At 74.1% G+C, this 14,537-nt stretch carries 14 protein-coding genes; 9 read left to right on the top strand and 5 right to left on the bottom strand.

Features of this window, described 5'->3' with window-relative positions; genetic code table 11:
• Window positions 1-17: 17 nt before the first annotated feature.
• Both J7E94_RS26465 and J7E94_RS26470 read right to left on the bottom strand, forming a co-directional pair.
• On the bottom strand, window positions 18-734 hold the full coding sequence (locus J7E94_RS26465) for a LysM peptidoglycan-binding domain-containing protein (protein ID WP_215019318.1): 717 nt from the start codon (window positions 732-734) through the stop codon (window positions 18-20).
• A gap of 444 nt (window positions 735-1,178) precedes the next feature.
• Window positions 1,179-2,174 (bottom strand): dihydrodipicolinate synthase family protein, encoded by a 996-nt coding sequence (locus J7E94_RS26470; RefSeq protein WP_215019319.1) that lies wholly within the window; start codon window positions 2,172-2,174, stop codon window positions 1,179-1,181.
• Between the two features lie 71 nt (window positions 2,175-2,245).
• Here J7E94_RS26470 and J7E94_RS26475 point away from each other — a divergent pair, with 71 nt between their 5' ends.
• The 5 genes from J7E94_RS26475 to J7E94_RS26495 all read left to right on the top strand — a co-directional run bounded on the left by J7E94_RS26475 (window position 2,246) and on the right by J7E94_RS26495 (window position 7,583).
• A complete protein-coding gene (locus tag J7E94_RS26475) occupies window positions 2,246-3,250 on the top strand; it encodes a LysR family transcriptional regulator (protein ID WP_215019320.1) in 1,005 nt (334 codons plus the stop codon).
• A gap of 70 nt (window positions 3,251-3,320) precedes the next feature.
• Entirely contained in the window at window positions 3,321-4,409 is a 1,089-nt protein-coding gene (locus J7E94_RS26480) for an S-(hydroxymethyl)mycothiol dehydrogenase (RefSeq protein WP_215019321.1), read from the top strand.
• A gap of 120 nt (window positions 4,410-4,529) precedes the next feature.
• Window positions 4,530-5,834 carry an alpha/beta fold hydrolase gene (locus J7E94_RS26485; RefSeq protein ID WP_215019349.1) on the top strand — a complete coding sequence of 435 codons (1,305 nt, stop codon included), beginning with the start codon at window positions 4,530-4,532 and terminating at the stop codon, window positions 5,832-5,834.
• 92 nt (window positions 5,835-5,926) lie between these two features.
• Window positions 5,927-6,691 (top strand): PIG-L deacetylase family protein, encoded by a 765-nt coding sequence (locus J7E94_RS26490; protein ID WP_215019322.1) that lies wholly within the window; start codon window positions 5,927-5,929, stop codon window positions 6,689-6,691.
• Between the two features lie 58 nt (window positions 6,692-6,749).
• Window positions 6,750-7,583 (top strand): enoyl-CoA hydratase/isomerase family protein, encoded by an 834-nt coding sequence (locus tag J7E94_RS26495; protein WP_215019323.1) that lies wholly within the window; start codon window positions 6,750-6,752, stop codon window positions 7,581-7,583.
• Here J7E94_RS26495 and J7E94_RS26500 read toward each other — a convergent pair.
• Window positions 7,570-8,793 carry an erythromycin esterase family protein gene (locus J7E94_RS26500; RefSeq protein ID WP_215019324.1) on the bottom strand — a complete coding sequence of 408 codons (1,224 nt, stop codon included), beginning with the start codon at window positions 8,791-8,793 and terminating at the stop codon, window positions 7,570-7,572. The genes J7E94_RS26495 and J7E94_RS26500 overlap by 14 nt on opposite strands.
• 58 nt (window positions 8,794-8,851) lie before the next feature.
• Here J7E94_RS26500 and J7E94_RS26505 point away from each other — a divergent pair, with 58 nt between their 5' ends.
• The gene (locus tag J7E94_RS26505) at window positions 8,852-9,604 is read left to right on the top strand and encodes a TioE family transcriptional regulator (RefSeq protein WP_215019325.1); all 753 of its coding nucleotides are present in this window, start codon (window positions 8,852-8,854) and stop codon (window positions 9,602-9,604) included.
• 33 nt (window positions 9,605-9,637) lie between these two features.
• Here J7E94_RS26505 and J7E94_RS26510 read toward each other — a convergent pair whose 3' ends face one another.
• Together J7E94_RS26510 and J7E94_RS26515 are read right to left on the bottom strand one after the other, a co-directional pair.
• Window positions 9,638-10,537: an SDR family oxidoreductase gene (locus J7E94_RS26510; RefSeq protein ID WP_215019326.1), complete on the bottom strand. Its 900-nt coding sequence runs from the start codon at window positions 10,535-10,537 to the stop codon at window positions 9,638-9,640.
• Window positions 10,538-10,586: 49 nt separating this feature from the next.
• Window positions 10,587-10,925 carry a hypothetical protein gene (locus J7E94_RS26515; RefSeq protein ID WP_215019327.1) on the bottom strand — a complete coding sequence of 113 codons (339 nt, stop codon included), beginning with the start codon at window positions 10,923-10,925 and terminating at the stop codon, window positions 10,587-10,589.
• 57 nt (window positions 10,926-10,982) lie between these two features.
• Between J7E94_RS26515 and J7E94_RS26520 the strand changes: the two genes are divergently transcribed.
• Genes J7E94_RS26520 through J7E94_RS26530 form a run of 3 tightly spaced genes read left to right on the top strand, consistent with a single transcriptional unit; the run spans window position 10,983 to window position 14,259 of the window.
• Window positions 10,983-11,960, top strand: coding sequence for an NADPH:quinone oxidoreductase family protein (locus tag J7E94_RS26520; protein WP_215019328.1), 978 nt, complete (start codon window positions 10,983-10,985; stop codon window positions 11,958-11,960).
• Window positions 11,957-13,147, top strand: a complete 1,191-nt coding sequence (locus tag J7E94_RS26525; protein ID WP_215019329.1) for an acyl-CoA dehydrogenase family protein — start codon at window positions 11,957-11,959, stop codon at window positions 13,145-13,147. The genes J7E94_RS26520 and J7E94_RS26525 overlap by 4 nt, the downstream gene beginning before the upstream one ends.
• The gene (locus J7E94_RS26530; protein ID WP_215019330.1) at window positions 13,144-14,259 is read left to right on the top strand and encodes an acyl-CoA dehydrogenase family protein; all 1,116 of its coding nucleotides are present in this window, start codon (window positions 13,144-13,146) and stop codon (window positions 14,257-14,259) included. The genes J7E94_RS26525 and J7E94_RS26530 overlap by 4 nt, the downstream gene beginning before the upstream one ends.
• Window positions 14,260-14,537 lie beyond the last annotated feature (278 nt).

The raw sequence follows: 14,537 nt of genomic DNA on the forward strand, positions 1-14,537 counted from the left end.
AGTCGTGCACCACGCCGTTAGTAGGGCCCGTTGACGTTGTCGATGGAGCCGTAGCGGGCGGCCGCGTAGTTGCAGGCGGCGGTGATGTTGGCGACCGGGTCGTACGAGTTCATCGAGGTGCCGGGCACGTGATAGGCGCGGAACGTCGGGTCGATGACCTGGAGCAGACCCTTGGAGGGGATGCCGTTCTGGGCGTTGATGTCCCAGTTGTTGATGGCGAGGGGATTGCCCGAGGACTCCCGCATCACATTGCGGTGAATTCCGTTGTAGCTGCCCGGAATTCCGTGCTTGGCCATCACGTCGAGGGACTCACGGATCCACCCGTCGAGATTGTTCGGGTAGAGGGTGGCGGGCCGGGCGGCGGACCTGCTCGCGCGGGGGGCCTCCGCCTGGGTGCCCAGCTTCAGTGTGATGCCGGGCCGGATGATCGCCGGATTCTCGCCGATGACGCTCCGGTTCGCCGCGTAGAGCTGCTTCCAGCCGCCGCTCACGGAATGTTCCGCGGCGATCTCCGAAAGGGTGTCGCCGGCGACCACGGAATAGGTCGTGGGAGCGGCGGTGCGGGCCGCGGGGGTGGCGGTGTGAGCCGCGGGAGCGGTGGTCTTCTCCACCGCCCCGGCGGTGGCCGCGCTGATCAGCGGAAGAGTGAGGGCCGCGCCACCCGTGCCGGCGAGAGCCAGCTTGCGGGCGATCGGGTGGTGCTTCGGCCGACGGTGCTTACCCTTTGCGGGCATGGCGGAATTCCTCACGTGGGGGGTACGGGAGAGTCCCGGAGGTGGCCGGATTCGGCAGTTGCCACCGGGAGTGAGGGTGACCGTAGGCGAGCCCGCGGGGCCGGAACAAGGCCCGAATTGCACCGGTAGATCGACTTCCTGCTATCCGCCCGGAAATTGACCTTGGCGATACCTTTGCGCAAGGGTCAACTTTCTTTCCGGGAAAAGGGAATCCGCCCCCTGCGGGGAAATGATGTTGATACCCCCCGAGTGACTCACATCACGGTTTGAAGAGCCGGTCGCGGTACGGTCGGGCAGACGGACAAGTCCTCTCTCCCTATGCCTCATTCGGGCGATATGCGCGTTGGTTGCGAATCGCCCATCAAGGACTCTTTCCGGCATTCCCGAGTCCTTGATGTCCCGTCTGCCGCCCCTACCGCCCCTGCCGCCCCCGCCGTCACCGCCTCAGAGCTCCGCGAGCCGCTCCAGCGTGGCCGCCACCGCCGCCCGGGACGCCGGCAGCAGGGGGAGCCGTACGCCCGGATCCGGGATCCGTCCCTGGGCGTGCAGCACGCCCTTGACCACCGCCGGATTGGGCTCGGCGAAGGCCGCCGCCGAGATCCGGGCCAGCGCGTGCCCCAGCGGGCGCGCCCGCGCCACGTCGCCCGCCCGCCAGGCGGCCGCCAGTTCCACGAAGCGGGCCGTCGCCAGATGCGCCGAGGCCAGGATCCCGCCCGCCGCGCCCAGTGCCAGCAGCGGCGAGAGGTACGCGTCGTCGCCGGCCAGCACAGCGAACCCCTCCGGCAGGTCGCCGAGCAGCTCCACCGTGTCCTGGCCGATGCCGCCGCCCGCGTACTTCACCGCGGCGACCCCCGCGAGCGACCCGAGCCCCCGCAGCGCGGCGGCGTCCAACGGCTGCCCGGTCCGGTACGGGATGTGATAGACGACCAGCGGTACGGGGCTCACCTCGGCCAGCCGCGCGAAGTGCGCCAACACCCCTGCCGCCGAAGGCCGTACGAACGCGGGCACCGTCACCAGCGCCGCCCGCACCTGCGGCCACCGGGCCAGCCGGGCCAGCGAGGCCTCCGCGGCCCGGGTCCCGCTCGCCCCCGCCCCCACGGTCAGCAGAGCGCCCCGCTCCCCGCAGACCCGGGCGCAGACGTCGGTGACGAGGTCCCGCTCCGCCTCTTCCAGGGTGGCCGTCTCGGCGGTGGTGCCGAGGGCGACGATCCCGGTGGCGCCCGCGTCGAGCACCTCGTGGGCGAGCGCCTCCAGGGCCTCGGCGGCGACGTCCCCGGCGCGGGTGAAGGGAGTGACCAGCGGCACGTGGACCCCGTGGAGCGGGAGGTCCGCGGTGAGGGGCGCCGCGGGGACGGCGTCCGAGGCGATGGCGTGCGGTGCGATGGCGTGCGGTGCGATGAGGTCGGTGGCGGTGAGGTTGCGTGCGGTGTCCTGTGTCATGTCTCCGAGCCTCACCCGCCCCGAGCCCCAAATCCAGTGCGCTTTTCTTACCCGACTCGTAAGCTGAGCCGATGCTCGACGTACGACGCCTGCGCCTGCTGCGCGAACTGGCCCGCCGCGGAACCATCGCCGCCGTGGCCGAAGCCCTCGCATTCAGCCCTTCGGCGGTGTCCCAGCAACTCGGCGTCCTCGAAAGGGAAGCCGGGCTGCCGCTGCTGGAGCGGACCGGCCGCCGGGTCCGGCTCACCCCCGCCGGGCAGAACCTGGTCCGCCACGCCGAGGCCGTCCTCGAACGGCTGGAACAGGCCGACGCCGACCTCGCCGAGGCGCGCGGCGGCCTGGCCGGCGCCCTGCGGATCGGGGCCTTCCCCACCGCCACCCGGGCCATCGTCCCGGCGGCGCTGGTCGCCCTCGCCCGGCGCCACCCGGGGCTGGAGCCGATGGTCTGCGAGACCGACCCGGCGGCGGTCGCGCACGCCTTGCGGGCCGGGGACCTGGACGTGGCGCTGGTCCACGTGTACGACCTGGTGCCCGCCGCCCGGGAGCCCGGGCTCGCCACCGAGCCGCTGTACGGGGAGGCGATGTACCTCGCCGAGCCCGCGGAACAGGCCCCGCAGCCGACCGCCGATCCCGGGCCGGGGCCGGGGCCGGACCAGGGGCCGGGGCCAAGGCCAGGTCCGGGCCCCGGCGAGGCCGCGGCCCCCGACCAGGGCGCGGTCCTCCGTACGCACGCCGACGACCCCTGGATCACCGCCACCCCCGGCACCCTCTGCCACGCCATGACCGTACGGGCCTGCCAGGCCGCCGGTTTCACGCCCCGGGTCCGCCACCAGGTCGACGAGTTCTCCACCGTCCTCGCCCTGGTCGCCGCCGGCCAGGGCGTGGCCGTCGTCCCCCAGCTCGGCATCACCGCCCCCGCCGAACCGGCCGTCCGCCTCACCCGCCTGCGCATGCAGCGCCGTACGCTGCTCGCCTTCCGCAGCGGAGCCGCCCGCCACCCGGCCGTGGCCGCCTTCGGCGCGGCCCTGCGCGCCTGCGTACCGGCCGACTTGGCCAGATCGCACGCCGCGGAGTGAGGCAACTCCCGTACCGCGCGGAGCCCGTGTACGTTCGGACGGAACTCAACGAGAGCGGGGTAGAACGAACGTGACGCATCGCGTACGAGGGGTCATCGCCCGGAGCAAGGGCGCGCCGGTGGAGACCACGACGATCCTCGTGCCCGACCCGGGACCGGGCGAGGCGCTCGTCCGGGTCCAGGCCTGCGGGGTCTGCCACACCGACCTGCACTACCGCGAGGGCGGCATCAACGACGCGTTCCCCTTCCTGCTCGGCCACGAGGCCGCCGGGATCGTCGAATCCGTCGGCCCGGACGTCACCTCCGTGGCACCCGGCGACTTCGTCATCCTCAACTGGCGTGCGGTGTGCGGGACGTGCCGGGCCTGCCGCCGCGGCCGCCCCTGGTACTGCTTCGCCACGCACAACGCCACCCAGCCCATGACCCTGGAGGACGGCACCCCGCTCTCCCCGGCGCTCGGCATCGGCGCCTTCGCCGAGAAGACCCTGGTCGCGGCCGGCCAGTGCACCAAGGTGGACCCGGCCGCCTCCCCGGCCGCCGCCGGACTCCTCGGCTGCGGGGTGATGGCCGGCCTCGGCGCTGCCCTGAACACGGGCAACGTCGGCCGGGGCGACTCCGTCGCCGTCATCGGCTGCGGGGGAGTGGGCAATGCCGCCGTGGCCGGCGCCCGGCTGGCCGGCGCCTCGCGCATCATCGCCGTCGACCTCGACGACCGGAAGCTGGAGTGGGCGCGGGGCCTGGGCGCCACCCACACCGTCAACGGCCGCAAGGAGGACGTGGTCCAGGCCATTCAGGGCCTGACCGGCGGGAACGGCGCCGACGTCGTCATCGACGCCGTGGGCCGGCCCGAGACCTACCGACAGGCCTTCTACGCCCGCGACCTGGCGGGGACCGTGGTCCTGGTCGGCGTGCCGACCCCGGACATGCAGCTCGAACTCCCGCTCCTCGACGTCTTCGGCCGCGGCGGGGCCCTGAAGTCCTCCTGGTACGGGGACTGCCTGCCCGAGCGCGACTTCCCGGTCCTTGTCGACCTCTACCTCCAGGGCCGGCTCGACCTGGACGCCTTCGTCTCCGAGACCATCCCCCTCGACGGCGTCGAAGCCGCCTTCGCCCGCATGGACCGCGGCGAAGTCCTCCGCTCCGTGGTCGAGTTTCCGTAAGCCCCAGGTCAGCGCTGGGGTCCGTACTAGACTCCGACGGACCGCCATACCCGTGCCCCGGCCGCGATCCGGCCGGGGCACGGGTCACCGCACCTCGTACCCCAGGGGCCGTCCGTGACCATCGCCCACAGCTACCGCCAGCCCGGTACGGTCCTCACCGACCACCGGTTCACCGTCCCGCTGGACCACACGCGGCCCGACGGCGAACGGATCGAGCTGTACGCCCGGGAGGTCGTCGCCTCCGGCAAGGACCCGGCGACGCTGCCCTGGCTGCTGTACCTGGAGGGCGGCCCCGGCTTCGGGGCCCGGCGGTTCATCGGCCGGCAGGCCTGGCTGGAGCGGGCGCTGGCCGACTACCGCGTACTCCTGCTCGACCAGCGCGGAACCGGCCGCTCCACCCCGGTGAACCGGCAGACCCTGCCCCTGCGCGGCACGCCCGCGCAACAGGCCGAGTACCTAGCCCACTTCCGCTCCGACTCCATCGTGCGCGACGCCGAAGCGATCCGCCCGGGCCTGACCGGCGGCGCCCCCTGGACCGTGCTCGGCCAGAGCTTCGGCGGCTTCTGCGCCACCCACTACCTCTCCACCGCTCCCGAGGGCCTCGCCGCGGCCCTGATCACCGGCGGCCTCCCGTCGCTGGCCGCCACCGCCGAGGAGGTGTACGAGGCCGCGTACCCCCGCGTCGAGCGCAAGAACCTGGCCCACTACGCCCGCTACCCGATGGACGTCGAGCGCGCCCGCCGCATCGCGTCCCACCTCGCCGAGCGCCCGGCCGAACTCCCCGGCGGCTACCGCCTCACCGTCGAGGCCTTCCAGTCCCTCGGCCTCCTCCTCGGCTCCGGCGACGGCAGCCACCAGCTGCACTACCTGCTGGAGGACGCCTTCGTCCCGACGCCCGCCGGCCCCGCCCTCTCCGACGCCTTCCTGGAGGGTGCCCGCGCGCTGCTCTCCTTCGCCGGGCACCCCCTCTACGCGCTGGTCCACGAGGCGATCTACGCCCAGGACCCGGCCGTGCCCACCGCCTGGGCCGCCGAGCGGGTGCGCGCCGGCCACCCCCGCTTCGACGCCGCCAAGACCCTCGCGGGCGACGAGCCGCTCCTCTTCACCGGCGAGACCATCCACCCCTGGCACTTCACCGCCGACCCCTCCCTCGCCCCGCTGCGCGAGACCGCCGAACTGCTGGCCGCCCGCACGGGCTGGGGGCCGCTCTACGACCCGGAGCGGCTCGCCGCGAACGAGGTGCCGGTGGCCGCCGCCGTCTACCACGACGACATGTACGTCGACACCGCCCACTCCCTGCACACCGCCCGCGCCGTTCGGGGCCTGCGGACCTGGGTGACGGACGAGTTCGAGCACGACGGCGTCCGCGCGGGCGGCCCGCGCGTCCTGGACCGCCTCCTGGCCCTCGTACGCGACGAGGCCTGAGGCGGCACCGCTCCGCGGCGGTGCTTCGCGGCGGCGCGGGTCAACTGCGCCGCCACCGGCCCTTGTCCGTCCGGTCGCCTATGGTGCGCCATATGACTGAACAACCTGAACAGACTGTCTCTTTGCAGCCCATGCCCACCGACTGGCAGCGCGCCCTCGCCGTGGTCGCCCACCCGGACGACCTTGAGTACGGCTGCGCGGCCGCGATCGCGGACTGGACGGACGGCGGCCGCGAGGTCGTCTACCTCCTCACCACGCGCGGCGAGGCGGGCATCGACACCATCGCCCCCGCCGACTGCGCCCCGCTGCGCGAGGCGGAGCAGCGGGCGAGCGCGGCCGTGGTCGGCGTGTCCCAGGTGGAGTTCCTCGACCACCGCGACGGCATCGTCGAGTACGGCCTCGACCTGCGCCGGGACATCGCGGCGGCCATCCGCCGGTATCGCCCCGAGCTCGTCATCACCCTCAACCACCGTGACACGTGGGGCGGGCAGGAGGGCGGCGGCTACTGGAACACCCCCGACCACAAGGCCGTCGGCCGGGCCACCCTGGACGCGGCGGCCGACGCCGGCAACCGGTGGATCTTCCCCGAACTCATCTCCGAGCAGGGCCTCGAACCGTGGGACGGCGTGCGCTGGGTCGCGGTGGCCGGCACCAGCACGCCCACCCACGCGGCCGACGCCGGTCCGGGCTTCGAGCGCTCGGTGAAGTCCCTGCTGGAGCACAAGGCCTACATCGAGGTGCTGACGGACCAGGACCCCGAGGAGTACGTACGCACCTTCCTCGATGCCAACGTCCAGCGGGCGGCGGCCCGGTTCGGCGGCGCCCCGGCGGTCGCGTTCGAGGTCTTCCCCCGCTGACCCGCCACCCCTAAGCTGACGGTACGTCAGTTACCGGCGGGGGGGGGTGCGGTACAGGGTGATCGACACCATCACCACGGAGATCGCCGCGGGCGAGGAGCGGATCCGGCTGGAGGTCGCGGACGGCATCGCGGTGCTCACCCTGTGCCGCCCGGACACACTCAACGGCTGGAGCTGGGAGTCCACCCGCCAGCTGGGCCTGCTGGCGGACCGGATCCGCTTCGACCCCTCGGTACGGGCCGTGCTGCTGCGCGCCGAAGGCCGGGCCTTCTGCGCGGGCATCGACGTCACGGCCCCCGGCGGCGCGATCACCGGCGCATCCGCCGCCGAACGCACCCGCAACTACTACGAGGGCATCCGCTGGGTCCACGAGCGGTTCGCGGTCCTCGCCCGCCTCCCGCAACCGGTGGTGGCCGCCGTCCAGGGCTACTGCCTCGGCTTCGGCTTCGAACTGGCGCTGATGGCCGACATCCGGGTGGCCGCCGAGGACGCCGTCTTCGCCCTGCCGGAGGCACAGCTGGGCGTGGCCGTGGACGCGGGCGGCGACCTGCGCATCGCCCGCGAGGCGGGCGCCGGCTGGGCCAAGTACCTGGCCCTGACGGGACGCCGCCTCGACGCGGCGACCGCACGGCGCCTGAACCTGGTCCAACTGGTCCTGCCCGGCCCGGAACTGGAGCCCGCCGCCAGAACCCTGGCGGCGGACATCGCCGCCAACGCCCCCCTCGCCGTCCAGGGCATCAAACGCTCGGTCGACGCCTACGCGGACGCCGCCCTCCCCGCGGCCCTCGACCGCGCCGCGATGACCGCGGCCCTCACCCTCACCTCGGAGGACTGCCGCGAGGGCTACACCGCCAAGGCGGCCCGCCGCCCGCCCCGCTTCACGGGAGGCTGATCACCTCCTGGCTCTGCGGGACGTCCTTGACGAACACGATGCCGTCGCTGTCCGCCAAGTGGGCCGGGTCAAGCGGGGCGTAGCCGAACCAGGGGGATACGCGCGGCGCGGGCCCCGTATCGCCGAGGGCGGTGGCCAGCCGGCGGGCGTCGACGACGCAGCGGTTCTCCCCAAGCGCGTACAGGAGGCCTTCGAGGGTTTCCGGCGGCGGCGTGTCCACTCCCTGGTGCCGGATCGTGCCGAGGGCCGTGGCCAGGAAGGCGTACTCCGCGCCGAGCCGGGCGCTCACCAGCGCACCGGCGCTCCACCACTCCAGCGGCATCCCGCCCATCCGCATTGTGCTCTTCTCCCGCTGGAGATGGGAGTTGTGGGCGTGGACGAGCACCGGGCCCCGAGCGGCGGCGGCGAGGAGGTTGTCGGCCATCATCTGGTCCCGCACGCCCACCAGCCGGGTCATGCGGGCCGGTGAGGTGTCGGCCATCCAGGAGTGGTAGCGCAGCAGGCCGGTCGCGGTGCGCCCGTACAGGCGCGCCCGCTCCCAGTCGTCCCGCGATGTCGCCGCGATCAGGTGCGGCGTCTGCTCGTCGAGCAGCGCCCCCAGATCGTCGGCGAGCAGCCGCAGCTCCCCGGCCTCGGCCGACCGCCCCACGGACTGGGCCGGGTCCCTCATCGCGGCGGGATTGGTCCACCGGTCGTCGGCACCGAGCAGGCGGTCGAGCGTTTCCGCGGTGCAGGGGAGCAGACCCGCGTCCACCCGGGCCGAGAGACAGCCGTGGAGTGCGGTGAGGGCCTGACGGGGGCTCGCGGCGCCGGTGATCTCCAGCGGGCCGTCGAAACCGGCGAAGCGGAGCCGCTCGGCCGCGGGCCGGCCGTCGTTGTAGGCGCGCATCCAGCGCACGAGTTCGCGGTTGGCCGCGGACGCGCCCCACCCATGGCTGATCCCGCGCTCCATGACCTCGTCGAGGGTGCCCGTGCCCGAGGTGACGTACGCGTCCACGACCAGGCCCATCAGGCAGTCGCTCTCGATCGCGATCGTCCCGTAGCCCTCCTGCTCGACGAGCTGCCGGAAGAGCTCGTTGCGCAGGTCGAGCAGAGTGTCCTCACCGTGGGTGGGCTCGCCCAGGGCGAGCAGCCGAGGCCGGGACCCCAGCAGCTTCATGACGGCGGCGGGCTCGACGGCATGGGTGATGTCCTTGATGTCAGTAGCCATGCCCTCAACGGTATCGTTGAACCTTCGGTGGAAATTTTTTCGCGGTAGCCTCGGGGCTGTGCGACGAAACCTTCAAAGCGACGGGCAGCTGAGGCCGATCGACCTGGCGCGTGGGCACGGTCTGTCCACCCAGGCCATCAGGAACTACGAGGAGGCCGGCATCCTCCCGGCCGCCACTCGCACACCCTCCGGTTACCGCACCTACACCCCGCTGCACGCGCGGGCCCTGGGCGCGTTCCTCGCCTTGGTCCCCGGCCACAGCCACCAGAGCGCGACGTCGATCATGCGGGCCGTGAACCAGGGCGCGGTCGACGAGGCGTTCCGCCTCATCGACGAGAGCCACGCCCGGCTGCTCGACGACCGGCGGACGCTCCGGGCCGTGGAGGACGCCCTGCGCGACCTGGCGCGCACTGCGGCGTCCGAACCCGCTGCGGCGTCCGGACCCGGCGCGTCGGTGTCCGGGCCCGGCGGCACGTTCATCGGGCCGCTGGCCGGGGAGCTCGGAATCCGGCCCGCGACGCTGCGGAAATGGGAGCGCGCAGGGCTGGTCCGCCCGCGCCGCGACCCGCTGACCGGGTACCGCGTCTACGACGAGGCCGACGTACGGGATGTCCGGCTGGCCCACCAACTCAGGCGGGGCGGCTACCTGCTGGAGCAGATCGCCCCGCTGATCACCCAGGTGCGGGCGGCCGGCGGGCTCGAACCGCTCGAGGCCGCACTGGGCGACTGGCACGGGCGGCTGTCCGCCCGCGCGCGGGCGATGCTGACCGGGGCCGCCGAGCTGGAGGCGTACCTCCGCGCGCGCGGATGAGCGCACGAACCGGAGGCCGACGGCCTCGGCAGGTCACGCGCCGAACGGTCCGCGGCCCAGCTGCTCCCGTACCGGCACGACCTCGGGGTTGACCAGGGTGCGGCGCTGCCAGTTCGCGCCGTCCACCACCAGGGTGTGGCCGGTGACGAAGCGGGCGTAGGGGGAGGCCAGGAAGGTGGCGGCCCAGCCCAGTTCGCGCGGGGCGCCCACGCGCAGGGCGGGCTGGCGCGCGTTCCGGGCTTCCGGTGCGGCGCGGTCCAGGCCGGTGCGGATGTCCTCGGTCATGTCGGCGTGCGGGAACAGCCCCGGGACCAGGCCGTTGATCTGGATGCCGTACGGGCCCCACTCGACGGCGAGCGTCTCCACCAGGTTCTTCACCCCGGCCTTGGCCGCCGCGCTGTGGGCGAAGCCCGGTCCGCCGGTCCAGGCGTACGAGGCACCGATGTTCACGATCGAGCCCGGCGTGCCCGCGGCGAGGTGGCGGCGGCCGAACTCGCGGGTCATGAACCAGGTGCCGGTCAGGGTGATGTCGACCACCGCCCGCCAGGCGTTGGGGGAGAGGTCCTCGGCGGGGGAGGGGAAGTTGGCGGCCGCGTTGTTGACCAGCACATCCGGCAGGCCGAGCGCCGCCTGCGCCGCGTCGAAGACGTCCGCGACCCGCTCGGGGTCCCGGATGTCGCAGACGGCGGCCGTCACCCGGCCGGCGCCGGGGACGGCCGCCAGCTCCTCGCGCGCCGCATGGAGCTGCTCGGCGCGCCGGCTCGCGATCACCAGATCGGCCCCGAGCCGTGCGAACTCGGCGGCGATGGCCTTGCCCAGCCCGGTGCCGCCGCCGGTCACGAGGACCACCTGCCCGGCGTACGTACCGGGGGGCAGGGCGGCGGCGCCGAGCGGCGGCGGCGCGGGCAGGCCGCGCGGGATCTCGTGCTTCATGGGGCATCGATAGCGCGCGGACGCCGAGATCGCCATGCCCCGGACGGAATCAACCCTGCGGGGTGTAGGCCTGCTTGCTCGCGCAGGTCCAGAGCACGGCGTTGCCCGTCCGGGTCTGCCGGTCGACGACGGTGCCGCCGACCCGGTCGTCGTCGGTGGCGGCGAAGGCGCGGGTGAGCGGCACCTCGCCCGGGGCGGCCGCGGGGAAGGGGAGCGCCTTCGGGGCCCCCTTGCCGGACCAGTAGAAGGTCTTGGTGACCTCGATGTCGTTGTCGGCGTCGTAGTGCGAGCCGGTGACCGTGTCGACGATGTCGCCGCGCTGCTCAACCCGAGGCCCCGGAAGGGCCGCCTCCTTTCCCGCGCGTCCCGGTGGTTCACAGGAGGGCAAGCGACCGCTTAGTATGCCCGCGGAGCGCGGTTCCCCGACGGCGGCTGGAGGCCCCGGATGCAGGCATGGCGAGTACATACCCCCGGCGAACCCCGTGAGGCCATGCGCCTCGAAGAGGTTCCCGAACCGGTCCCCGGCGAGGGCGAGGTGAGGCTCAGGGTGCTCGCCGCCAACGTCAACTTCCCCGACGCGCTGCTCGTCCGCGGCCAGTACCAGATCCGCCCGCCGCTCCCCTTCACCCCCGGCGTCGAGATCTGCGCCGAGACCGAGGACGGCCGCCGCGTCATCGCCACCCCGAGCCTGCCGAACGGCGGCTTCGCCGAGTACGCCACCGCGCCGGCCCGCGCCCTGCTGCCCGCCCCGGACAGCCTCGACGACGCCGAGGCGGCCGCCCTGCACATCGGCTACCAGACCGGCTGGTTCGGCCTGCACCGCCGCGCCCGCATCCAGGCCGGCGAGACCCTCCTCGTGCACGCCGCCGCCGGCGGGGTCGGAAGCGCCGCCGTCCAGCTCGGCAAGGCCGCCGGCGCCACCGTCATCGGCGTCGTCGGAGGCAAGGCCAAGGCGCGCACCGCCGAGGAGCTCGGCTGCGACCTGGTCATCGACCGCACGGCCGAGGACATCGCCTCCCGCGTCAAGGAGTTCACCGCCGGGCACGGCGCCGACGTGGTCTACGACCCGGTCGGCGGGGACTCCTACACCGCCTCCGCCAAATGCGTGGCCTTCGAGGGCCGGATCGTCGTCGTCGGCTTCGCCAGCGGCACCATCCCCACCCCCGCGCTCAACCACGCGCTGGTGAAGAACTACTCCGTCCTCGGCCTGCACTGGGGCCTGTACGCCGCCAGGGAACCCGCCGCCATCCTCGCCTGCCACGCCGAGCTCACCCGGCTCGCCGCCGAGGGCGCCGTCAAGCCGCTGGTCAGCGAACGCGTCCCGCTCGCCGCGGCCGCCGACGCCGTGCAGCGCCTCGCCGACGGAACCACCACCGGCCGGCTGGTCGTCGTACCGGCCCTGGACGGAGGTGCCTCGCGATGACGCTCACCGCCGAGGACCTGGTCACCCGTACCCGGCAGCTGCTCGCCGCCCACCCGCCCGCGGCCACCTCGCGCACCGACTTCCTGCGGGCCCGCTTCGACGCCGGCCTCGCCTGGGTCCACTACCCCGAGGGCCTCGGCGGCCTCGCCGCCCCCCGTGCCCTCCAGGCCGTCGTCGACGCCGAACTGGAGGCCGCCGGAGCCCCCGACAACGACCCGCGCCGGATCGGCATCGGCCTCGGGATGGCCGCGCCCACGATCCTCGCGTACGGCACCGAGGAGCAGAAGCGGCGCTTCCTGCACCCCCTGTGGGTCGGCGAGGAGGTCTGGTGCCAGCTCTTCAGCGAGCCCGGCGCCGGCTCCGACCTCGCCGCGCTCGGCACCCGCGCCGTCCTCGACGAGGACACCCGCGAGTGGGTGGTCGACGGCCAGAAGGTGTGGACCTCCAGCGCCCACACCGCCCGCTGGGCCATCATGATCGCCCGCACCGACCCGGCGCTGCCCAAGCACCAGGGCATCACCTACTTCCTCTGCGACATGCACGCCCCCGGCGTCGAGGTCCGGCCGCTGCGCCAGATCACCGGCGAGGCCGAGTTCAACGAGGTGTTCCTCACCGGCGTCCGCGTCCCCGACACCCACCGCCTCGGCGCCGTCGGCGAGGGCTGGGCCGTCGCCCGCACCACCCTGATGAACGAGCGCGTCTCCATCGGCGGCATGCGCATCCCCCGCGAGGGCGGCATGATCGCCCCGGTCGCCGCCGCCTGGCGCGAGCGCCCGGAACTGCGCACCCACGCCCTCCACCAGCGGCTGCTGGAACTGTGGGTCGAGGCCGAGGTCGCCCGCCTCACGGGGGAACGGCTGCGCCAGCAGCTGGTCGCCGGGCAGCCCGGCCCCGAGGGATCGGGCATGAAGCTCACCTTCGCCCGCCTCAACCAGGAGATCAGCGGCCTGGAGGTGGAGCTCCTCGGCGAGGAAGGCCTCCTGTACGAGGACTGGACCCTGCGGCGACCCGAACTGGTCGACTTCACCGGCCGCGATGCCGGCTACCGCTACCTGCGCGCCAAGGGCAACAGTATCGAGGGCGGCACCAGCGAAATCCTCCTCAACATCGTCGCCGAACGCGTGCTGGGCCTGCCCCCCGAGCCGCGCGACGACAAGGACCTCCCCTGGAAGGACCTGGCCCGATGACGGCACCGACCGATCTGCTGTACTCCGAGACGGAGGAGGAGCTCCGCTCCGCCGTACGGTCCCTCCTCGCCGACCGCTGCGACAGCGCGGGCGTCCTCGCCCGAGCCGAGACCGGCCGTCCGCACGACCCGGCCGTATGGCAGACCCTCGCCGTCGGGATCGGCGCCGCCGGACTGCTCGTACCGGAGAAGCTGGGCGGCCAGGGCGCGAGCCACCGCGAGGCGGCCGTGGTCCTGGAGGAGCTGGGCCGGGCCGTGGCGCCCGTCCCGTACCTGACGAGCGCGGTGCTCGCGACGGAGATCCTGCTCGGCTGCGACACCGGGGACAGCGCGGAGGTCGCCCCGCTGCTGCGGGAGCTGGCCTCGGGGCGCCGGGTGTGCGTACCGGCCGTGCCGCTGACCCTCGCCCCCGGCGCGCGCCTGCCCGCCGCCGTCCGGGACTCCGGCGGAGGCGTCCTGACCGGCAGGGTCACCGCCGTCGCGGACGCCGTGGCCGCCGACGTCCTGCTGGTCCTCGCCGACACCGGGCTGTACGCCGTCCCGGCCGCCTCGGCCGAACTGACCGCGCTGGTCCCGCTGGACCTGACCCGCCCCCTGGCCACCGTCACCCTCGACGCCGCCGCCGGCACCCTGATCGCCGACCCCGCCACGGCCCGGGCGGCCGTCGCCGGAGCCCTGCTCTCCGGGGCCGGGCTGCTCGCCTCCGAGCAGCTCGGGATCGCCGAGTGGTGCCTGACGGAGACCGTCGGATACGTCCGGGGCCGCCACCAGTTCAACCGGCCCGTCGGCTCCTTCCAGGCCCTCAAGCACCGCCTCGCGCGGCTCTGGCTCGACGTGGCCTCCGCCCGTGCGGCGGCGAGGGCGGCGGCCGACGCCCTCGCCACCTCCGCCCCCGACGCGCCCCTCACGGTCGCCGTCGCCCAGGCCTACTGCTCGGGCGTGGCCGTCCGCGCCGCCGAGGAGTGCGTCCAACTGCACGGCGGCATCGGCATGACCTGGGAGCACCCGGCCCACCTCTACCTCAAGCGGGCCAAGGCCGACTCCCTGGCCCTCGGCACAACGGGCCATCACCGCGGCCTGGTCGCCGACTTCGCGGAACTCCCGGCACCTTAGGGGCTCCGGCGGATCACGTCCCGGCCCGCCCGGGCCCGAGCTCTCCGGCGCCCGGGCCCGAGCTCTCTGCCTGCCCGGCCCGCCCGGTCCGAGCTCTCTGCCTGCCCGGCCCGCCCGGTCCGAGCTCTCTGCCTGCCCGGCCCGCCCGGTCCGAGCTCTCTGCCTGCCCGGCCCGCCCGGCCCGGGCTCTCCGGCCCTGATCCGCCGGCCCCCCGAGGGGTGTCCGGGCGTCCGGGGGGTTGTCCGGGGGGCTCGGGCGGGGCGGGCGGGTTCTTCCC

This window comes from Streptomyces sp. ISL-94, from assembly GCF_018614075.1.
Lineage (GTDB): Bacteria > Actinomycetota > Actinomycetes > Streptomycetales > Streptomycetaceae > Streptomyces.